Genomic DNA, 20424 nt, shown 5'->3' on the forward strand with positions numbered 1-20424 from the left:
AGGATCATCGAGGCGAATCGTGCTGATCTGACGCTGGACGCGGTCCGGCGCGGGGTCGAGGAGTCGACTCTCGAAGGGCATCTGTGCGCGAGATGCGGCACAAGGGGATGCCAGTCCTCGTCGCCAGCCAGGATCCGCCCTCCGTGCCCTGCGAACTCATCGAACTCTCCACCCGCATGGTGCTGCACAGGTTTACGTCGCCGGCCTGGCTGAAGCACCTGCAGAAGGTCGACGCGGCGCTTTCGGGTCTCAACCCCGGAAAGCCGGCCGCCCTGAGACCTGGTGAGGCGTATGTCTGGTCCGGTAAGGCGACAGACGAGGCATTCGTCAGAGGTGCGGTCAAGGTCGATTGCAGACCCGCGGGTCACACGGCACGGAGGTGCGACGCGGACCGCCTTGGCGCAGTGAGGCAGGTATTGAAGTAAGAGGGCTGCGTCTTCCCTGGACGGAGGGAGGACGCAGCCCTTGCTTGGCGGGTGGCCGTCAGTACGACGACCCCGACGCGCCCAGCGAACCCGTCGGATGCCACACCGTCTTCGTCTCCAGGAACGCCGTCATCCGCTCGGTCCCCGGCGTCTCGAAGTAATCCACAGCCTGTGGACGCAGGACCCGCTTCAGGTTGTCGGCCGCGGCGATCTCCAACTCCTTGGCCAGTTCGCCGTCCGCACCGGCCAGGTCGATCGCGTTGACGTCCTGGTGCGCGGCCAGCGGGGCCGCGAGCTCCGCCGTACGGCCGGACAGGACGTTGACCACGCCGCCCGGGACGTCGGAGGTGGCCAGGACCTCGCCCAGGGAGAGGGCGGGGAGCGGGGACTTCTCGCTCGCGATCACGACCGCGGTGTTGCCGGTGGCGATGACCGGGGCGAGGACCGAGACCAGGCCCAGGAACGACGACTCCTGCGGGGCCAGGACGGCGACCACGCCGGTCGGCTCGGGGGAGGAGAGGTTGAAGAACGGCCCGGCGACGGGGTTCGCGCCGCCGATCACCTGGGCGATCTTGTCGGTCCAGCCCGCGTACCAGACCCAGCGGTCGATCGTGGCGTCCACGACCGCGGCCGCCTTCGACTTCGACAGGCCCTCGGCGTCGGCGACCTCGCGCACGAACTGCTCGCGGCGGCCCTCCAGCATCTCCGCGACGCGGTAGAGGACCTGGCCGCGGTTGTACGCCGTCGCGCCGGACCAGCCGCCGAACGCCTTGCGGGCGGCGACGACCGCGTCCCGGGCGTCCTTACGGCTGGACTGCGGAGCGTTGGCCAGCCAGTTGCCCTTCGAGTCCGTCACCTCGTACACCCGGCCGCTCTCGGAACGCGGGAACTTCCCGCCGACGTACAGCTTGTAGGTCTTGAAGACGCTCAGACGCTCATTGGTGCGGTCAGACATCGAGGTAAGCCTCCAGGCCGTGGCGACCGCCCTCGCGGCCGAAGCCCGACTCCTTGTACCCGCCGAACGGCGAGGTCGGGTCGAACTTGTTGAACGTGTTGGACCAGATCACGCCCGCGCGGAGCTTGCCCGCCACCGCCAGGATCCGCGAGCCCTTCTCCGTCCAGATGCCCGCGGACAGGCCGTACTGCGTGTTGTTGGCCTTGGCGACGGCCTCGTCCGGGGTGCGGAAGGTGAGGACGGAGAGCACCGGGCCGAAGATCTCGTCGCGGGCGATGGTGTGCGCCTGGGTGACGTTCGTGAAGAGCGTCGGGGCGAACCAGTAGCCGGACGACGGCAGTTCGCAGCTCGGCGACCAGCGCTCGGCGCCCTCCGCCTCGCCCTGCTCGGCCAGCGCGGTGATCCGGGCCAGCTGCTCGGCGGAGTTGATCGCGCCGATGTCGGTGTTCTTGTCCAGCGGGTCGCCGAGGCGCAGTGTGGAGAGCCTGCGCTTCAGGGAGTCCAGCAGCTCGTCCTGGATCGACTCCTGGACGAGGAGGCGGGAGCCCGCGCAGCAGACCTGGCCCTGGTTGAAGAAGATGCCGGTCACGATGCCCTCGACGGCCTGGTCGATCGGGGCGTCGTCGAAGACGATGTTGGCGCCCTTGCCGCCCAGTTCGAGGGTGAGCTTCTTCGACGTACCGGCGACGGTCCGCGCGATCTCCTTGCCGACGGCTGTCGAGCCGGTGAAGGCGACCTTGTCGACGTCCGGGTGCGCGACGAGGGCGGCCCCCGCGTCGCCGTAGCCGGGAAGGATGTTGACGACACCCTTCGGCAGACCCGCCTGACGGCAGATGTCCGCGAAGAACAGGGCGGACAGGGGGGTCGTCTCGGCAGGCTTCAGGACGACCGTGTTGCCGGTCGCGAGGGCCGGGGCGATCTTCCACGCCAGCATGAGGAGCGGGAAGTTCCACGGGATGACCTGACCGGCCACACCCAGCGGCTTCGGCGCGGGGCCGAACCCGGCGTGGTCGAGCTTGTCGGCCCAGCCCGCGTAGTAGAAGAAGTGCGCGGCGACCAGCGGGAGGTCCGCGTCGCGGGTCTCCTTGATCGGCTTGCCGTTGTCCAGCGTCTCCAGCACGGCCAGCTCGCGGCTGCGCTCCTGGATGATCCGGGCGATGCGGAACAGGTACTTGGCGCGCTCGGAGCCGGGCAGCGCCGACCACTTCTCGAACGCCTTGCGGGCGGCCTTCACGGCGCGGTCGACGTCCGCCTCGCCCGCCTGGGCGACCTCGGAGAGGACCTCTTCCGTGCTGGGGCTGACCGTCTTGAAGACCTTGCCGTCGGCCGCCTCGACGAACTCGCCGTCGATGAACAGGCCGTAGGAGGGGGCGATGTCGACGACCGAGCGGGACTCGGGCGCGGGAGCGTACTCGAAAGCCATGGGGGATCAGTCCACCGTCACGTAGTCGGGGCCGGAGTAGCGGCCGGTGGCCAGCTTCTGACGCTGCATCAGCAGATCGTTCAGGAGCGAGGAGGCGCCGAAGCGGAACCAGTGGTTGTCCAGCCAGTCCTCGCCCGCGGTCTCGTTGACCAGGACCAGGAACTTGACGGCGTCCTTGGTGGTGCGGATGCCACCGGCCGGCTTCACGCCGACCTGGATGCCGGTCTGCGCACGGAAGTCCCGTACGGCCTCCAGCATCAGCAGGGTGTTGGCGGGGGTCGCGTTGACCGCCACCTTGCCCGTCGAGGTCTTGATGAAGTCGGCGCCGGCCAGCATGCCGAGCCAGGAGGCACGGCGGATGTTGTCGTACGTCGACAGCTCACCGGTCTCGAAGATGACCTTCAGCCGGGCGCTCGTGCCGCAGGCCTGCTTCACGGCGACGATCTCGTCGTACACCTTCAGGTACTTGCCGGCGAGGAACGCGCCCCGGTCGATGACCATGTCGATCTCGTCCGCGCCCGCGGCGACGGCGTCGCGGACGTCGGCCAGCTTCACGTCGAGCGCGGCACGGCCGGCCGGGAAGGCGGTGGCGACGGAGGCGACCTTCACGCCGGACCCGGCGACGGCCTCCTTGGCGACGGCCACCATGTCGGGGTAGACGCAGACGGCCGCCGTCGTCGGGGTCGTCCGGTCCGTCGGGTCGGGATGGACCGCCTTGGCGCCGAGCGCCCGGACCTTGCCCGGGGTGTCCGCGCCTTCCAGCGTCGTCAGGTCGACCATCGAGATGGCGAGGTCGATGGCGTACGCCTTCGCGGTGGTCTTGATGGAACGGGTGCCGAGAGACGCGGCCCGCGCCTCCAGGCCGACCGCGTCGACGCCGGGCAGCCCGTGCAGGAAGCGGCGCAGCGTGCTGTCGGACGCGGTGACGTCGGCGAGCGCGTGTGCTGGGGGAGCAGTGGTGGGCATGGTCACCAGACGAGCATATCTACGCGCGTAGCGGATGTATACCCCCGGGAAGCCCTGTGCTGCTCATCTCTCCTTCGGAGGTCACGGATGAGCGCCGGTGCCGGGGTACGTGGGCCGCCGCCGCGGATGTCGTGCAGAATCGGGGCCATGACGACCCCGGACCACCAGCCACCCGCGTCCCTCGCCGTGAAGGACCGGGCCTACCGCTCGCCGATGGCGCTCGTGGGCGGCGTGCTGCTGCTCGCCGTCATCCTCTGGCTGGGCTGCGACGCCCTGTTCCAGGGGCACGGCCGCGCGCCGTGGCTGGCGCTCGCCGGGATGATCCTGGTCGTGCCGCTGGTGATCGCCTTCACGCTGCGCCCGGCGGTCTACGCGGGCGAGGACCGGCTGCGGATCCGCAACCCCTTCCGCGTGATCAGCCTGCCCTGGGGCGAGATCGCCTCCCTGCGCTCCGGCTACTCCAACGAGGTCGTCGTGAAGGCGGGCGGCAAGTACCAGCTGTGGGCGCTGCCCGTCTCGCTGCGGGCCCGCAAGAAGGCGGAGATGCGCACGTCGCGGGCGGCTGCGGACGCGGCCCGCGGCGACCGGCCCGCGCGACGCAACCTCGGCGGGCTGGGCGGCTTCGGCGGCTTCGGCGCCGTCGGCGGCGGCGCCGCCCCGGCCGGTGCGACCGGCGCGGAGTCCGATCAGGCCATGGGCGAGCTGCGCGAGCTTCTGGAGCGGCGCGGCGCGGCGGAGTCGGCGCAGGGGGAGATCACCGTGCGCTGGGCCTACGAGGTGGCCGCGCCGGCGGTGGCGGGCGCGATCCTGCTGGCGATCCTCCTGGCGACGGGCTGAGGCGTGCCGGTGCGGCGAAGCTGCGCCGCGACTCACCGCAAGGGAGCAATGCCTTGTGGTGCGGGGTGATCGTTGAAACGGTCATGAACGCAAGAAAGATCACCCGGACCGCTGTCGTCCTCCTCGCCCTTGCGGGAGTGAGCCAGGCCTCCGCCGCCTGGGCCGCCCCCACACCCGTTGCCCCGGATCGCGGAACGACGATCCTCTCCTCCTGCCGAGCGCCGGCCCAGCTGGCCACCGGGGGGCTCCTCAGCAGCCTGGTACTCGTCGGCAATCCCGCAGCGTTGATGACGTGCCTGCCGGCCGGCATCCCCGCCGATTCCTCGGACTGAGCGCACACGGCGACAGGGGCCGCCCCTGTCGCCGTGCGTACGGCTCAGATGCCGGCGGCCGCCGACAGGTCCCGCTTGATCGCCGCGAGGAGGTCCGTCGCGCGGGCGCGGGCGGCCGCGAGAGCGGAGTGGTCCGCGACCGGGACGACGACCTCCAGGTAGCACTTCAGCTTCGGCTCGGTGCCGCTCGGGCGCACGATCACGCGGGCGCCGTCGAGGGTGTAGCGCAGGCCGTCGGTCGGGGGCAGCCTGTCCGTGCCCCGGGTCAGGTCCTCGGACCGGGTGATCGGCAGGCCGGCCAGTTCGGTCGGCGGCTGCTCGCGCAGGCGGCGCATGGCGTCCGCGATCAGGGAGAGGTCCTGGACGCGGACCGAGAGCTGGTCGGTGGCGTGCAGGCCGTGTTCGACGGCGAGGTCGTCGAGGAGGTCGAGCAGGGTGCGGCCGTCCTCCTTGAGCCGCGAGGCCAGCTCCGTGATCAGGAGGGCCGCCGTGATGCCGTCCTTGTCGCGCACGCCCTCGGGGTCCACGCAGTAGCCGAGGGCCTCCTCGTAGCCGTAGCGCAGGCCGTCGACGCGGGCGATCCACTTGAAGCCGGTCAGGGTCTCCTCGTAGGGGAGGCCCGCCTTCTCGGCGATGCGGCCGAGGAGGGAGGAGGAGACGATCGACTCGGCGAACACGCCGGTCGCGCCCCGGCGCACCAGGTGGGCGGCGAGCAGTGCGCCGACCTCGTCGCCGCGCAGCATCCGCCAGTCGGCGCCGTCCTTCACGGCGACGGCACAGCGGTCGGCGTCGGGGTCGTTGGCGATGATCAGGTCCGGGTCGGTGGCGCGGGCCTGCGCGAACGACAGGTCCATCGCGCCCGGCTCCTCCGGGTTCGGGAAGGCGACCGTGGGGAAGTCGGGGTCCGGCTCGGCCTGTTCGGCGACCAGTACCGGCGCGGGGAAGCCGGCGCGGGCGAACGCGGCCAGCAGGACGTCCTTGCCGACGCCGTGCATCGCCGTGTAGACCGTGCGGGCGGTGCGGGGGGAGCCGTGGGCCAGGACGGCGTCCGTACGGGCCAGGTACGCCTCCAGGACCGACTCGTCCAGGGTCTCCCAGCCGGACGCAGGGCGCGGTACGTCGTTCAGGCTCGCGATGGCGTCGATCTCGGCGGCGATCTCCGCGTCGGCGGGCGGCACGATCTGGGAGCCGTCGCCGAGGTACACCTTGTAGCCGTTGTCGCGGGGCGGGTTGTGGCTGGCGGTGACCTCCACGCCCGCGACCGCCCCGAGGTGCCGTATGGCGAAGGCGAGCACGGGGGTGGGCAGCGGGCGGGGGAGTACGGCGGCGCGCAGGCCCGCGCCGGTCATCACGGCGGCGGTGTCGCGCGCGAAGTCGGCGGACTTGTGGCGGGCGTCATAGCCGACGACGACCAGCCCGCCGGTGTGGCCCTGGGCCTTCACGTACGCGGCGAGGCCGGCGGCGGCCCGGATGACGACGCTGCGGTTCATGCGCATCGGGCCGGCGCCGAGTTCGCCGCGCAGGCCCGCGGTGCCGAACTGGAGCGTGCCGGAGAACCGGGCCGACAGTTCCGCCACGTCGTCGGCGTCGATCAGCTTGGCCAGTTCGTCGCGGGTCTCCGCGTCGGGATCCTCGGCGAGCCATGCCTTGGCCCTGGCGATGAGATCGTCGTGCACCTTGGAATCAACCTCTCCTCGTCTTCGCCGGGGGCTTCGTCCCCGGACCCCCGTTCGGCCCGCTCACAGCTTGCCCAGCACCTGGCCCAGCAGCTCGCCCATCCGCGCGGCGGAGTCGCGGCCCGCCTGGAGGACCTCCTCGTGGTTGAGGGGCTCGCCGGTCATGCCCGCGGCCAGGTTGGTGACCAGGGAGATGCCCAGGACCTCGGCACCGGCCTCGCGGGCGGCGATGGCCTCCAGGACCGTGGACATGCCGACCAGGTCCGCGCCGATGACGCGGGCCATGCGGATCTCGGCCGGGGTCTCGTAGTGCGGGCCGGGGAACTGCGCGTAGACGCCCTCCTCCAGGGTGGGGTCGATCTCCTTGCACAGGGCGCGCAGGCGGGGGGAGTAGAGGTCCGTCAGGTCGACGAAGTTGGCGCCGACGATCGGGGAGGTGGCCGTGAGGTTGATGTGGTCGCTGATCAGGACCGGCTGGCCGGGGCGCATGCCCTCGCGCAGGCCGCCGCAGCCGTTGGTGAGGACGATGGTCTTGCAGCCGGCGGCCACGGCGGTGCGCACGCCGTGGGCGACGGCGGCGACGCCACGGCCCTCGTAGTAGTGCGTGCGGCCCAGGAAGACCAGGGCGCGCTTGTCACCGAAGGAGTACGAGCGGATCTTGCCGCCGTGCCCCTGGACGGCCGGCGGCGGGAAGCCGGGCAGCTCGGTGACCTGGAACTCGGCGTCGGGTGCGCCCAGGGCGTCGACGGCCGGAGCCCAGCCGGAGCCCATCACGAGGGCGACGTCGTGGGTCTCGGCGCCGGTGAGTTCGCGCAGGCGCGCGGCGGCGGCGTCGGCGGCGGCGTACGGGTCGCCCTGGATGTCGTCCGGAAGAAGAGATGCGTTCACGTCGTCGAGGGTAGCCGCTCTTCGCCTACGCGCGTAGATGACAGACGTCACGGGATCGCGATCGTTGTCTTGTCGTTTCCCACGAGGGGTGCCGCGGGCGCCCGGGTGTCACTCGTCGGTGATGAGGACGTCCTTGTCGTTGAAGACCTCGACGATGAAGATCAGCAGACGGCCCCGGCTGACGGTGTACTCCACCAGGATGTTCTGGGTGAGGCGGATCGTGCGGTCGTCGCCGGTGGACCCTATGGCCCGCGACACCGGCACGAAGGGGTCGCGGGCCAGCAGGGCGATGCCCTTGTCGAAGGCGGCGCGCTGCCGGTCGTCGAGCCGGTCGCGGGCCTCCGAGGCCTGCACCGTGTAGTAGACGTCATACGTGGTGGGGGCCATGCGATCTCCCGTTCGGTGCGCCGGTGTTCCGAGTCTAGAAGCCGGTCCCGGTCAGCAGGGCCGCTTGCGCAGCTCCATCACGTAATCGTGTGGTGCTCCCGCGGACTCCGCCGCGTCGGCGATCTCGCCGAGGTAGCGCGCAGAGGGGAGTCCGCCCTCGTAGCCGTCGAGGACGTACGTCCAGGCCGGCTCCTCGCCGTCCAGGGTGTGCACGCGCACGCGTACGCGGCGGTAGATGCCGAGACCCACGCTCTCCCAGCGGTCGAGGGACTCCTCGTCCGGGGGAGCGATGTCGTAGAGACCGACGAAGACCTGCGCCAGCGGGTCCTCGACGATCGTCGCCAGCGCGCCCTCCCAGCCCAGCTGCTCGCCGCCGAACGTCAGTCGCCAGCCGTTCAGCCAGCCGGTGGCGCGCAGCGGGGAGTGCGGTGCGCGGCGCGACATCAGCCGTGCGTCGAGGTTGCCGGCGTACGCGGCATAGAGCGACATGGACAGAGGGTACGGCAGCCCCCGGTGCGCGGACCTCCCCTCACTCCTGCCACAGAAGGCCTGCTGCGGCACGCACGTCCGCCCCCGGGCAGTAGCACCTTGAAGCGTGCGGGACAATGGGGTACGTGACTCGGATCGTGATCATCGGTGGCGGACCCGGCGGATACGAAGCGGCGCTGGTGGCCGCTCAGCTCGGCGCGGAGGTGACCGTCGTCGACTGCGACGGTCTGGGCGGAGCGTCGGTGCTGACCGACTGCGTGCCGTCGAAGACTCTCATCGCGACGGCGGAGGTCATGACGACCTTCGACTCGTCGTACGAGGAACTCGGCATCATCGTCGCCGACGACACCCCGCCGCTGGAGCAGGCGGCCCGGGTGGTCGGGGTGGACCTCGGGAAGGTCAACCGCCGGGTGAAGCGGCTGGCCCTCGCCCAGTCGCACGACATCACCGCCTCCGTCACGCGCGCCGGCGCCCGGGTCCTGCGCGGGCGCGGGCGGCTGGAGGGGATGCAGGGCCTCGACGGGTCCCGCAAGGTCGTCGTCACCGCCGCCGACGGCACCGAGGAGATCCTCACCGCCGACGCCGTCCTCATCGCGACCGGTGGTCACCCGCGCGAGCTGCCCGACGCCCAGCCCGACGGCGAGCGCATCCTCAACTGGACCCAGGTGTACGACCTGACCGAGCTGCCCGAGGAGCTCATCGTGGTCGGGTCCGGTGTGACCGGTGCCGAGTTCGCCGGTGCCTACCAGGCGCTGGGGTCCGAGGTCACGCTCGTGTCGTCCCGGGACCGCGTGCTGCCGGGTGAGGACCCGGACGCCGCCGCCGTGCTGGAGGACGTCTTTCGGCGCCGTGGCATGAACGTCATGGCCCGCTCCCGCGCGCAGTCCGCCAAGCGCGTCGGCGACCGGGTCGAGGTGACGCTCGCCGACGGGCGCGTCATCAGCGGCACGCACTGCCTGATGGCCGTCGGCGCCATTCCGAACAGCGCCGGGCTGGGGCTGGAGGAGGCGGGCGTCAAGCTGCGCGAGTCCGGTCACATCTGGACCGACAAGGTCTCGCGTACGACCGCTCCGGGCGTCTACGCGGCCGGTGACGTGACGGGCGTCTTCGCGCTCGCGTCCGTCGCCGCCATGCAGGGACGTATCGCCATGTACCACTTCCTCGGCGACGCGGTGACCCCGCTGAACCTGAAGACGGTCTCCTCCAACGTCTTCACCGACCCCGAGATCGCGACCGTCGGCTACTCGCAGGCGGACGTGGACGCGGGCAAGATCGACGCCCGGGTGGTGAAGCTGCCGCTGCTGCGCAACCCGCGCGCGAAGATGCAGGGCATCCGGGACGGCTTCGTCAAGATCTTCTGCCGGCCGGGCACGGGCATCGTCGTGGGCGGTGTCGTCGTGGCGCCCCGCGCCTCGGAACTGATCCACCCCATCTCGATCGCCGTCGACAACAATCTGACGGTCGAACAGATCGCGAACGCGTTCACCGTGTACCCCTCCCTTTCGGGGTCGATCGCGGAGGTGGCACGTCAGCTTCACGGCCGCAAGGCGAGCGCCGAGGCCTGACGGCGGACCCGGACTCCCCGCTGGTCACGGGGAGTTGCCGCGTGTGCGTGCGGCATAGTCGGGGCGGATAGGTCCTATACCACTTCCCACCCCACCATGCGAACAACTTCTGTTATTCGGCGCAAACTGCTGAAAGCAGACGGTCGCTGGGGTTACTGTCAGTTTCGTGTTCGCTGCTGAACGTCGCCAATTGATTCTCGAAATGGTGCGAGCGAACGGTGCCGTGTCGCTCCGTGAACTCGCCCGCGTCGTCCAGACCTCCGAAGTGACCGTACGGCGGGACGTGCGGGCACTGGAGGCAGAAGGACTCCTCGACCGCCGGCACGGCGGTGCGGTACTGCCGGGTGGGTTCACGCGCGAGTCGGGCTTCCCCCAGAAGTCCCATCTCGCGACCGCCGAGAAGACGGCCATCGCCGACCTCGCCGCGGGCCTCGTCGAAGAAGGCGAGGCCATCGTCGTCGGGGCCGGTACGACCACGCAGGAGCTGGCCCGCCGGCTCGCCCGGGTACCGGGACTGACCGTGGTCACCAACTCCCTGTTGGTGGCCCAGGCGCTGGCCCATGCCAACCGCGTGGAAGTCGTGATGACCGGCGGAACCCTGCGCGGCTCCAACTACGCCCTCGTCGGCTCCGGCGCCGAACAGTCCCTCCAGGGGCTGCGGGTGTCCAAGGCCTTCCTCTCCGGGAGCGGTCTGACCGCCGAACGCGGCCTGTCCACCTCCAACATGCTCTCGGCGTCCGTCGACCGGGCGCTCGTCCAGGCCGCCGCCGAGGTCGTGGTCCTCGCCGACCACACCAAGCTCGGTACGGACACCATGTTCCAGACCGTGCCGACGGACCTCATCATCCGCCTGGTCACCGACGAGCCTCCGGCCCACGACGACCGCGCCGCGACCGAGTTGCAGGCCCTTGCCGACCAAGGGGTGCAGATCGCCGTGGCCGGGGCGAGTGGGAACCCGGGGGGTGAACAGGTCCCGGCGACCCGCCGCGCTCCCCTGCCGGGGCCACGCAGGGGGCACATGCCGCTCCGCTCGGGCGCGGGGATGGGAGAGCCGACGGGCGCCGAGCGGGGGCGCGTCGCGGACATGAGGCGGCGCTAGCCTCCTGGGCGGCTTCCTGGGCCGGGTGGATCCGGCGCCCAGCTGAAACGAAACGCCCGGCGGACCCACCGAAGTCGGTCCGCCGGGCGTTTCGCCGAAGGTGTCGAAGGTGCGGTCAGTCCTTGATCTCGCAGATCGCCGCGCCCGAGGTGACCGAGGCGCCGACCTCGGCGGCGAGGCCCTTGACGGTGCCCGCCTTGTGGGCGTTCAGGGGCTGTTCCATCTTCATGGCTTCCAGGACGACGATCAGGTCGCCCTCCTGGACCTCCTGGCCCTCCTCGACCGCGATCTTGACGATCGTGCCCTGCATCGGGGAGGCGAGGGTGTCGCCGGAGGCCACCGGGCCGGACTTCTTGGCCGCGCGGCGCTTGGGCTTGGCGCCCGCCGCGAGGCCGGTGCGGGCCAGGGACATGCCGAGCGACGAGGGGAGGGAGACCTCCAGGCGCTTGCCGCCCACCTCGACGACGACCGTCTCACGGCCGGCCTCCTCCTCCGCCTCGGCGTCGGCCGGGGCGGCGAAGGGCTTGATCTCGTTGACGAACTCGGTCTCGATCCAGCGGGTGTGGACCGTGAACGGGTCCGTGGAGTCGGTGAGTTCGGGGGCGAAGGCGGGGTCCTTCACCACCGCACGGTGGAAGGGGATGGCGGTGGCCATGCCCTCGACCTGGAACTCGTCCAGGGCGCGGGCGGCCCGCTCAAGGGCCTCCTTGCGGGTACGGCCGGTCACGATCAGCTTGGCCAGCAGGGAGTCCCACGCCGGGCCGATCACCGAGCCGGACTCGACGCCCGCGTCCAGGCGGACACCGGGGCCGGAGGGCGCGTCGAACTTCGTCACCGTGCCGGGGGCCGGGAGGAAGTTACGGCCCGGGTCCTCGCCGTTGATGCGGAACTCGAAGGAATGACCGCGCAGGGCCGGGTCGTCGTACCCCAACTCCTCGCCGTCGGCGATCCGGAACATCTCGCGGACCAGGTCGATGCCGGCGACCTCCTCGGTCACCGGGTGCTCCACCTGGAGCCGGGTGTTGACCTCCAGGAAGGAGATCGTGCCGTCCTGGCCGACCAGGAACTCGCAGGTGCCCGCACCCTCGTAGGCGGCCTCCTTCAGAATGGCCTTGGAGGCGCGGTACAGCTCCTCGACCTGCGCGTCGGTCAGGAACGGCGCCGGGGCCTCCTCCACCAGCTTCTGGTGCCGGCGCTGGAGCGAGCAGTCACGCGTCGAGACGACGACCACGTTGCCGTGCTTGTCCGCCAGGCACTGGGTCTCCACGTGGCGGGGGCGGTCCAGGTAACGCTCGACGAAGCACTCGCCGCGGCCGAAGGCGGCGACCGCCTCGCGCACCGCCGACTCGTACAGCTCCGGGACCTCTTCCAGGGTCCGGGCGACCTTCAGGCCGCGGCCGCCGCCGCCGAAGGCCGCCTTGATGGCGATCGGCAGGCCGTGCTCCTCGGCGAAGGCCACGACCTCCTCGGCGCCCGAGACCGGGTCCGGGGTGCCGGCCACCAGGGGCGCGCCGGCGCGCTGGGCGATGTGACGGGCCGCCACCTTGTCACCCAGGTCGCGGATGGCCTGCGGCGGCGGGCCGATCCAGATCAGGCCCGCGTCCAGCACCGCCTGGGCGAACTCGGCGTTCTCCGAGAGAAAGCCGTAGCCGGGGTGGATGGCGTCGGCGCCGGACTCGCGCGCCGCGTTCAGGACCTTCTCGATGTCCAGGTAGCTGGTCGCCGGGGTGTCACCGCCCAGGGCGAACGCCTCATCCGCGGCGCGGACATGCAGAGCGTCCCGGTCCGGGTCGGCGTAGACGGCCACGCTCGCGATTCCGGCGTCCTGGCAGGCCCGGGCCACGCGGACAGCGATTTCGCCACGGTTGGCGATGAGCACCTTGCGCACGATTGAGGCTCCCTCCTTGAAACAAGCCGAGTTTAGGGACTGCCGACACGGCACTTCGACCCGTCCCCAATGGTGAGCTTGCCCACACGGAGCGTGACTCGAGGCTCGCTCGACCGCGAAACCCCTTGTCGCGCCACAGCACGCACGGCTCCTCCGGGAAACCCTAGCTCTGTTATGTGGTCAAGGTCTCTGTGAGAGCGTGCTGCGGCCCACTCCGTTTCTTTGTCGAGTCCCTACGAATGGCCCAATGATTCTTTGCTGGCGTGCGAACCCTTGTCCCCCGGTTTACCCGTTAGTAGCGTTCGCGATGTACCGAACGTACCTGGGGTAACTGGAACGCTGGCACGAGAGTGGGTGGATCCGCGGTGGTGCGCAGGCCTGTGGCGTGGGTCGTGGCGGTCGTCCTTCTGGCGGAGGCGGTCTTCATCGCGGCGCTGAACTGGTTCCTGGGAATCGTCGTCGACCGGCAGGACATGTCCCTGGCCGGCCTCGACCCGTCGACGATGGCGACGTCCTCGAAGATCGGTGGCGTCGTCTTCGGCCTCTACTTCGCGCTGTGCGCCCTGGTGGCCGTCCTGGTCGCGATACGCGACCGCGCCCCCGCGGGCTTCGGCCGGGTCGTGCTGATCAGCGCGGCGGTCGTGCACGGCCTGCTGGGGGCGTTCGCCTGGGGCCTGGTCGGCTGGACGGCGTTCCTGTTCATGGTGGTCGTGCTCGGGCTCATCGTCCTGCTGCTGATGACGTACGACCGTGACGGCGGGGTGCGGCCGGACGCCTCCGGCGGCGGGGCGGGAGCGGGCGGGGAGCCCGCGGCCGCCGGCGAGCCGGGCTCCGCCCCGGCTCCGGGTGCGGCGGCCGTCCCGGCGCCGCGCACGGCCCCCGGCGAGCCCCGGGACGGGGACGGGGACCCGCAGGACTCCGTGCCCGCCCAGCTCGTCATTCGGCCGGTGCCCACAACTCCGTGATGCCGATGCCCAGTTCGGCCAGCAGCTTGCGCACCAGGGGCAGGCTGATGCCGATCACGTTGCCGTGGTCGCCGTCGATGCCCTCGATGAACGGCGCCGAACGGCCGTCCAGGGTGAAGGCCCCGGCGACGTAGAGGGGCTCGCCGGAGGCGACGTACGCGGCGATCTCGTCGTCCGAGGGCTCGCCGAAGCGGACGACGGTGGAGGCGACGGCGGCGACGTACCGGTTGGCCTCCGTGTCCCAGAGGCAGTGTCCGGTCTGGAGGGTGCCGGCCCGGCCGCGCATCGCCTTCCAGCGGGCGGTGGCCTCCTCGGCGTCGGCGGGCTTGCCGAGGGCCTGGCCGTCCAGCTCCAGCACCGAGTCGCAGCCGATCACCAGGGCGCCGTGCACCTCCGGCTTGGCCGCCACGACCGAGGCCTTCGCCTCGGCGAGGGCGAGGGCCAGCTCGGCCGGGGTGGGGGCGGTGACGGCGTCCTCGTCGACCCCGCTGACGATCACCTCGGGTTCGAGGCCGGCCTGGCGCAGGAGGCCCAGACGGGCGGGGGACTTCGACGCGAGGATGAGTCGCCTGCGGCGCGTTGCGGTCATGGGGTCAGATTACTCACCTCAGACCGATCATCAGCATCGCCAGGATCATCGCCACGGCCATGAAGAGACCGAGCCGCCGGAGCATGTCCTGCGCTTCGCGCAGGTCCTCCGGCGGCTCGTCTTCAGGGTCTGACCAGAGCACGCGTCCAGCGTGCGGTGCGGTGGCGGGCGGGCGCCTGAGTACGGCTACTCAAGTTGGCGCACGGTCTCGTCCACCGAAGGGTCAGGCCGGCCAGTACGTGCGCGTCCACGACGCCGGGCCCGGGTTCGGGACGCGCCTGGCCGCGATGCGGGACGGGTCGGACCACGCGTCCCTCGGGCCGCTCGCGCCGGGCGGCGTTGCCGCTGCCACCGCGGCGCGGGCGCGGACCACCGCCAGGGCGGCGGCCAGCTCCTCCGGGGTCGGGTTGCCTCGTACGACCTTGATGTTCATGACCGCTCCCAGGGGCAGCACGGCTTGGCGGGACTTGGGGGGACCAGGGACTAGAGGGGGATGTTGCCGTGCTTCTTCGGGGGCAGGGATTCCCGCTTCGTACGCAGTTGACGCAGGCCGCGGACGATGTGGGCGCGGGTGTCGGACGGCATGATCACCGCGTCGATGTAGCCGCGCTCGGCCGCCACGTAGGGGTTGAGGAGGGTGTCCTCGTACTCCTGGATCAGGCGGGCGCGGACGGCTTCGAGATCCTCGCCGTTCGCCTCCGCCTCGGCGATGGTCCTGCGGTGCAGGATGTTGACCGCGCCCTGGGCGCCCATGACGGCGATCTGGGCGGTCGGCCAGGCCAGGTTGAGGTCGGCGCCGAGGTGCTTGGAGCCCATGACGTCGTAGGCGCCGCCGAAGGCCTTGCGGGTGATGACCGTGATGAGGGGGACGGTGGCTTCCGCGTAGGCGTAGATCAGCTTCGCGCCGCGGCGGATGATGCCCTCGTGCTCCTGGCCGACGCCGGGCAGGAAGCCGGGGACGTCCACGAAGGTCAGCACCGGGATGTTGAACGCGTCGCAGGTGCGCACGAAGCGGGCGGCCTTCTCGCTGGCCGCGATGTCCAGACAGCCGGCGAACTGCATCGGCTGGTTGGCGACGATGCCGACCGGGTGGCCCTCGACCCGGCCGAAGCCGGTGAGGATGTTCGGCGCGAACAGAGCCTGGGTCTCGAAGAACTCGCCGTCGTCCAGGACGTGTTCCAGCACCGAGTGCGCGTCGTACGGCTGGTTCGCGCTGTCCGGGACGAGGGTGTCGAGTTCGCGGTCCTCGTCGCTGACGGCGAGGTCCGCCTCCTCCGGGAAGACCGGGGGCTCGGAGAGGTTGTTGGAGGGGAGGTAGGAGAGGAGCTGCTTGACGTACTCGATCGCGTCCTTCTCGTCGCCCGCCATGTGATGGGCCACGCCGGAGGCGGTGTTGTGCGTGCGGGCGCCGCCCAGTTCCTCGAAGCCGACGTCCTCGCCGGTGACCGTCTTGATGACGTCCGGACCGGTGATGAACATGTGGGACGTCTGGTCGACCATGACCGTGAAGTCCGTGATCGCCGGGGAGTAGACCGCGCCGCCGGCGCACGGGCCCACGACCAGGCTGATCTGCGGGATCACACCGGAGGCGTGGGTGTTGCGGCGGAAGATCTCGCCGTACGCGCCGAGGGAGGCGACACCTTCCTGGATGCGGGCGCCGCCGGAGTCGTTGATGCCGATGACCGGGCAGCCGGTCTTCAGCGCGAAGTCCATGACCTTGACGATCTTCTGGCCGTAGACCTCGCCGAGGGCGCCGCCGAAGACCGTGAAGTCCTGCGAGAAGACGGCGACCGGGCGGCCGTCCACGGTGCCGTACCCCGTGACGACACCGTCGCCGTACGGGCGGTTCTGCTCCAGGCCGAAGTTGGTGGAGCGGTGGCGGGCGAACTCGTCCAGTTCGACGAAGGAGTCCTCGTCGAGGAGGAGGGCGATCCGCTCACGGGCCGTCAGTTTGCCCTTGGAATGCTGCTTTTCGACCGCACGTGCCGAGCCGGCGTGCGTCGCCTCGTGAATACGGCGCTCGAGATCCGCGAGCTTGCCCGCGGTCGTATGGATGTCGATCTCTTTGCGCTCTGCCGGCTCGGACATCGGGATCGCGGCTCCCTGCCTGCTCAAAAGGGGGGACGATTACTCATCCGTAGCGTAGTGGCGTGCCTACCGATCAGCAGTGCGGCGTTTCCCACACCTAGGGTGGCTTGCATGACGCCCCGAGATGCAGCAGACGACAACGGCAGCCGCTGGTCCGACCTGGACCGTCCCCCTCTCAACGCCGGTGCGCTGCGGCGCGCCCTGGTGCGGGACGGGGGCCTGTGGACCGAGGTGGAGGTGGTCCAGCGCACCGGGTCCACCAACAACGACCTCGTGGCGCGGGCCGCCGCGGGGGACGTGGCGGAGGGGGTGGTGCTGGTCGCGGAGGAGCAGACCGCTGCGCGGGGGCGGCTGGACCGGCGGTGGACGGCGCCGCCGCGGTCGGGGCTGTTCTTCTCCGTGCTGCTGCGGCCCGCCGGGGTGCCGGTGGCCCGGTGGGGGTGGCTGCCGTTGCTCACCGGGGTCGCCGTGGCGACCGGGCTGTCCCGGGCGGCGGGTGTCGACACGGCGCTGAAGTGGCCGAACGACCTGCTGGTGACCGTCGGCGGTGAGGAGCGCAAGGCCGGTGGCATCCTCGCGGAGCGGGCGGGGGAGGACGGTGTCGTCATCGGCGTCGGCATCAACGTCTCGCTGCGGACGGAGGAACTGCCGGTGCCGCAGGCGGGTTCGCTGGCGCTGGCCGGGGCGGCCGGGACGGACCGGGATCCGCTGCTGCGGGCCGTGCTGCGGGCGTTGGAGGAGTGGTACGGGCGCTGGCGGGGGGCCGGTGGGGATCCGGGCGCCTGCGGGCTCCAGGAGATGTACGCCGCCGGGTGCGCGACGCTGGGGCGCAGTGTGCGGGCGCTGCTGCCGGGGGACCGGGCGGTGGTCGGGGAGGCCGTCGCCGTGGACGGGGACGGGCGGTTGGTCATCGCCACGGCGGAGGGGGTGCAGGAGCCCGTGGGGGCGGGGGACATCGTGCATCTGCGGCCTGCCTGACGAAGGGGCGCGGGGAATACACCCCGCCAAACCCGACGGAGTGAGCTGGCGCACACCTGCCGTAGAGTTGAGGCCGGTCGATATCTGACCGTGACAGATCGGAAGGGCAGCAGGCGTGACCGTCGACGACACGGGCTCCGGAGCGGATCCGCAGGCCGCCGACTCCGGCGAGGACCCGCTCGCGCTGCGTCTCGAACACCTCATCCTGGGTGCGGAGCGCCGTTACACCCCCTTCCAGGCGGCCCGTAGCGCCGGTGTCTCCATGGAGCTGGCGTCGCGGTTCTGGCGGGCCATGGGGTTCGCGGACATCGGGCAGGCCAAGGCGCTCACCGAGGCCGACGTGCTGGCCCTGCGGCGCCTCGCCGGTCTCGTGGAGGCGGGGCTGCTGAGCGAGGCCATGGCCGTCCAGGTGGCGCGGTCCACGGGGCAGACCACCGCCCGACTGGCCGAATGGCAGATGGATTCCTTCCTGGAGGGTCTGACCGAGCCTCCGGAGCCGGGGATGACCCGCACCGAGGTGACGTATCCGATCGTCGAGCTGCTCCTGCCCGAGCTGGAGGAGTTCCTGGTCTACGTGTGGCGGCGGCAGCTCGCCGCGTCGGCCGGGCGGGTGGTGCAGACCGCTGACGACGAGGAGATGGTCGACCGGCGCCTCGCCGTGGGGTTCGCCGATCTCGTGGGGTTCACGCGGCTGACCCGGCGGATGGAGGAGGAGGAGCTGGGGGAACTGGTCGAGGCGTTCGAGACCACCGCCGCCGACCTGGTGGCCGCGCGGGGCGGGCGGCTGATCAAGACCCTCGGTGACGAGGTGCTGTACGCGGCCGATGACGCCGGTACGGCCGCGGACATCGCGCTGCGGCTGGTCGAGACGATGGCCCACGACGAGACGATGCCGGAGCTGCGCGTCGGGATGGCGTTCGGCACGGTCACCACCCGGATGGGTGATGTGTTCGGTACGACCGTGAACCTGGCCTCCCGGCTGACCTCGATAGCGCCGCGCGACGCCGTGCTCGTGGACAGCGCCTTCGCCGAGGAGCTGATCCGTACCGGTGAGGCGCCCGCCTCGGAGACGGAGGCGGCCGAGGCCGCGGCGGCCGCCGAGAAGGAGGGCGAGGAGCCGCCGGCGTACCGCTTCGGGCTCCAGCCGATGTGGCAGCGGCCGGTGCGTGGGCTCGGCGTGGTCGAGCCGTGGCTGCTGGCCCGGCGAGACGCCCCCGCCTGACGCCTCAGCCGACTGTCACCAAAGTCATGACCGAGCACACCTAGGGGCCGTCCGGGCCTCCCGGGGTGTCGACGCAGAGGCCGATCATCGGTACGCACAGTCCGCCCGGGGCCGGGTCCTCGCCGCTCCGGCTCGGAGCGGGAGCGGGCGCGGCAGTGGTGGGGGTGGGACGCGTGGCCGTGGGGGCCGGGGGCGAGGGCGTCGGGGACGGCGTGGCCGTGGGCGGTGGGGTGGTCGCCCGTGCGGGGGGTGCCGTGGCGGCCGTCGGTGCGGTGGGCCGGGCCGCGGTCGGACGGGGCCGTGCCGGCAGCGGGCTGCTGCCGCCCATGGCGGAGGTCGCCGAGGGCAGTGCGGTGGGGGAGCCGGTGACCGAGGCGGCCGTGTTCGCCGCGTGGTCGGTCGTGCCGGTGGCACGGGGGTCGGCCTCCGCCGTGGCCGGGGAGTCCACCCCCGAGTCGGAGGCCACGCGGACCAGGCTCAGCGCGCCGGCGGCCAGGGCCAGGCCGCCGGCGGCGAGGAGCATCTTGCGGGGGCGCGGCTTGCGGTGCCGGCCGCGTCGTACACCGCCGGGCGGGGTGCTCTCGTCCGGTGCCGCTTCCGTGGTGGAGACGGCCGTACGCAACTGGGCACGTATCGGTGTCATGGCTTCCCTCCCCGCCGTGCGCCCCGGCTCTGCCGTGGCGGACGCACGCTATGCGGTCCTGTGGGTGATGTGCGGGGAGTCGGGCGGGATGTCACTCGAACGGGCGTAGCCCCCCGGGGTTTTCCGGGGCCGGTACGGCTGCGATGATCGGGCCGACAGGGAGTTAACCCGCGTTAACACGTGAGCCGGAGGGTGTCATGAGCGAGGAGCGGTTCGGGGAGTTCGTGCTGGTGCGGCGGCACGGGCAGGTCGCGGAGCTGGTGCTCGACCGGCCCAAGGCCATGAACGCCGTCTCCACGGAGATGGCCCGCTCGCTCGTGGCCGCGTGTACGGCGCTGGCCGCCGACCGGGACGCGCGTGTGGTGGTGCTGACCTCCTCGCACGAGCGGGCGTTCTGCGTCGGGGCCGATCTGAAGGAGCGGAACTCGTTCAGCGACGCGGATCTGCTGCGGCAGCGGCCGGTGACGCGCGGGGCGTACACCGGGGTGCTGGAGCTGCCCATGCCGACGGTGGCGGCGGTGCACGGGTTCGCGCTGGGCGGCGGTTTCGAACTGGCCCTGTCCTGCGACCTGATCGTGGCCGACCGCACGGCGGTGGTGGGGTTGCCGGAGGTGTCCGTGGGGGTCATTCCGGGCGGGGGCGGTACGCAGTTGCTGCCGCGCCGGGTCGGGGCGGCGCGCGCGGCCGAGCTGATCTTCTCGGCGCGGCGGGTGGCGGCGGCGGAGGCGGCCGAGCTGGGGCTGGTGGACCAGCTGGTGGACGAGGGGCGGGACCGGGAGGAGGCGCTGGCGCTGGGAGCGCGGATCGCCGGGAACTCGCCGGTCGGGCTGCGGGCCGCCAAGCGGGCGCTGCGGCTGGGGCACGGGCTCGATCTGCGGGCCGGGCTGGAAGTGGAGGACGCGGCGTGGCGCTCGGTGGCGTTCTCCGGGGACCGGGCGGAGGGCGTGGCGGCCTTCAACGAGAAGCGCAAGCCGGAGTGGCCCGGGGAGTGAAGCGGCGCCTCCAGTGG

Annotated in this window: 20 protein-coding genes; 7 read left to right on the forward strand and 13 right to left on the reverse strand. The window is 71.6% G+C overall.

Annotated elements, in window-relative coordinates; translation table 11 throughout:
- Positions 1–483 precede the first annotated feature (483 nt).
- From ACZ4MF_RS28300 to deoC, 3 genes are read right to left on the reverse strand one after another with little or no spacing between them, the layout of a single operon-like run.
- Entirely contained in the window at positions 484–1380 is an 897-nt protein-coding gene (locus ACZ4MF_RS28300) for an aldehyde dehydrogenase family protein (protein ID WP_467494699.1), read from the reverse strand.
- Positions 1373–2803, reverse strand: coding sequence for an aldehyde dehydrogenase family protein (locus ACZ4MF_RS28305; RefSeq protein WP_467494700.1), 1431 nt, complete (start codon positions 2801–2803; stop codon positions 1373–1375). The genes ACZ4MF_RS28300 and ACZ4MF_RS28305 overlap by 8 nt, the downstream gene beginning before the upstream one ends.
- A 6-nt stretch (positions 2804–2809) precedes the next feature.
- Entirely contained in the window at positions 2810–3769 is a 960-nt protein-coding gene (gene deoC, locus ACZ4MF_RS28310; RefSeq protein WP_467494738.1) for a deoxyribose-phosphate aldolase, read from the reverse strand.
- Between the two features lie 147 nt (positions 3770–3916).
- On the opposite strand from deoC, the gene ACZ4MF_RS28315 reads away from it, so the two are divergent.
- Complete coding sequence (locus ACZ4MF_RS28315; RefSeq protein WP_467494701.1) at positions 3917–4606, forward strand: PH domain-containing protein; 690 nt, start codon at positions 3917–3919, stop codon at positions 4604–4606.
- Between the two features lie 376 nt (positions 4607–4982).
- Here ACZ4MF_RS28315 and ACZ4MF_RS28320 read toward each other — a convergent pair whose 3' ends face one another.
- The 4 genes from ACZ4MF_RS28320 to ACZ4MF_RS28335 all read right to left on the reverse strand — a co-directional run bounded on the left by ACZ4MF_RS28320 (position 4983) and on the right by ACZ4MF_RS28335 (position 8378).
- Positions 4983–6614, reverse strand: coding sequence for a phospho-sugar mutase (locus tag ACZ4MF_RS28320; RefSeq protein WP_467494702.1), 1632 nt, complete (start codon positions 6612–6614; stop codon positions 4983–4985).
- 63 nt (positions 6615–6677) lie between these two features.
- Positions 6678–7502, reverse strand: coding sequence for a purine-nucleoside phosphorylase (locus tag ACZ4MF_RS28325; protein ID WP_361131712.1), 825 nt, complete (start codon positions 7500–7502; stop codon positions 6678–6680).
- A 108-nt stretch (positions 7503–7610) separates the two neighbouring features.
- Positions 7611–7889 (reverse strand): type II toxin-antitoxin system RelE family toxin, encoded by a 279-nt coding sequence (locus tag ACZ4MF_RS28330; RefSeq protein WP_467494703.1) that lies wholly within the window; start codon positions 7887–7889, stop codon positions 7611–7613.
- A 51-nt stretch (positions 7890–7940) separates the two neighbouring features.
- Complete coding sequence (locus ACZ4MF_RS28335; protein WP_467494704.1) at positions 7941–8378, reverse strand: gamma-glutamylcyclotransferase family protein; 438 nt, start codon at positions 8376–8378, stop codon at positions 7941–7943.
- Positions 8379–8494: 116 nt separating this feature from the next.
- Here ACZ4MF_RS28335 and ACZ4MF_RS28340 point away from each other — a divergent pair, with 116 nt between their 5' ends.
- Positions 8495–9943 carry an NAD(P)H-quinone dehydrogenase gene (locus ACZ4MF_RS28340; protein WP_467494705.1) on the forward strand — a complete coding sequence of 483 codons (1449 nt, stop codon included), beginning with the start codon at positions 8495–8497 and terminating at the stop codon, positions 9941–9943.
- A gap of 166 nt (positions 9944–10109) precedes the next feature.
- Positions 10110–11042: a DeoR/GlpR family DNA-binding transcription regulator gene (locus ACZ4MF_RS28345; protein WP_467494706.1), complete on the forward strand. Its 933-nt coding sequence runs from the start codon at positions 10110–10112 to the stop codon at positions 11040–11042.
- Between the two features lie 115 nt (positions 11043–11157).
- Here ACZ4MF_RS28345 and ACZ4MF_RS28350 read toward each other — a convergent pair whose 3' ends face one another.
- Positions 11158–12930: an acetyl/propionyl/methylcrotonyl-CoA carboxylase subunit alpha gene (locus ACZ4MF_RS28350; RefSeq protein WP_467494707.1), complete on the reverse strand. Its 1773-nt coding sequence runs from the start codon at positions 12928–12930 to the stop codon at positions 11158–11160.
- 365 nt (positions 12931–13295) lie between these two features.
- Between ACZ4MF_RS28350 and ACZ4MF_RS28355 the strand changes: the two genes are divergently transcribed.
- The gene (locus ACZ4MF_RS28355; protein ID WP_362818317.1) at positions 13296–13895 is read left to right on the forward strand and encodes a hypothetical protein; all 600 of its coding nucleotides are present in this window, start codon (positions 13296–13298) and stop codon (positions 13893–13895) included.
- On the opposite strand, the gene ACZ4MF_RS28360 is transcribed toward ACZ4MF_RS28355, so the two are convergent.
- The 4 genes from ACZ4MF_RS28360 to ACZ4MF_RS28375 all read right to left on the reverse strand — a co-directional run bounded on the left by ACZ4MF_RS28360 (position 13867) and on the right by ACZ4MF_RS28375 (position 16572).
- Positions 13867–14484: a Maf family protein gene (locus ACZ4MF_RS28360; RefSeq protein ID WP_356026226.1), complete on the reverse strand. Its 618-nt coding sequence runs from the start codon at positions 14482–14484 to the stop codon at positions 13867–13869. The two genes, ACZ4MF_RS28355 and ACZ4MF_RS28360, sit on opposite strands and share 29 nt — an antisense overlap.
- A gap of 13 nt (positions 14485–14497) precedes the next feature.
- The gene (gene mmpB, locus ACZ4MF_RS28365) at positions 14498–14626 is read right to left on the reverse strand and encodes a morphogenic membrane protein MmpB (RefSeq protein WP_467494708.1); all 129 of its coding nucleotides are present in this window, start codon (positions 14624–14626) and stop codon (positions 14498–14500) included.
- 81 nt (positions 14627–14707) lie between these two features.
- Entirely contained in the window at positions 14708–14917 is a 210-nt protein-coding gene (locus ACZ4MF_RS28370) for an acyl-CoA carboxylase epsilon subunit (protein ID WP_467494709.1), read from the reverse strand.
- A gap of 50 nt (positions 14918–14967) precedes the next feature.
- Positions 14968–16572 (reverse strand): acyl-CoA carboxylase subunit beta, encoded by a 1605-nt coding sequence (locus tag ACZ4MF_RS28375; RefSeq protein WP_356026231.1) that lies wholly within the window; start codon positions 16570–16572, stop codon positions 14968–14970.
- A gap of 111 nt (positions 16573–16683) precedes the next feature.
- On the opposite strand from ACZ4MF_RS28375, the gene ACZ4MF_RS28380 reads away from it, so the two are divergent.
- Together ACZ4MF_RS28380 and ACZ4MF_RS28385 are read left to right on the forward strand one after the other, a co-directional pair.
- On the forward strand, positions 16684–17550 hold the full coding sequence (locus tag ACZ4MF_RS28380; RefSeq protein WP_467494710.1) for a biotin--[acetyl-CoA-carboxylase] ligase: 867 nt from the start codon (positions 16684–16686) through the stop codon (positions 17548–17550).
- A gap of 115 nt (positions 17551–17665) precedes the next feature.
- Positions 17666–18772, forward strand: a complete 1107-nt coding sequence (locus tag ACZ4MF_RS28385; protein ID WP_467494711.1) for an adenylate/guanylate cyclase domain-containing protein — start codon at positions 17666–17668, stop codon at positions 18770–18772.
- A 40-nt stretch (positions 18773–18812) separates the two neighbouring features.
- Here the strand turns inward: ACZ4MF_RS28385 and ACZ4MF_RS28390 are convergent, their stop codons facing one another.
- Positions 18813–19415: a hypothetical protein gene (locus ACZ4MF_RS28390; protein ID WP_467494712.1), complete on the reverse strand. Its 603-nt coding sequence runs from the start codon at positions 19413–19415 to the stop codon at positions 18813–18815.
- A 197-nt stretch (positions 19416–19612) separates the two neighbouring features.
- Here ACZ4MF_RS28390 and ACZ4MF_RS28395 point away from each other — a divergent pair, with 197 nt between their 5' ends.
- Positions 19613–20407, forward strand: coding sequence for an enoyl-CoA hydratase/isomerase family protein (locus ACZ4MF_RS28395; RefSeq protein WP_356026240.1), 795 nt, complete (start codon positions 19613–19615; stop codon positions 20405–20407).
- Positions 20408–20424: the final 17 nt, after the last annotated feature.

The organism is Streptomyces sp. NPDC025793, from assembly GCF_055558375.1.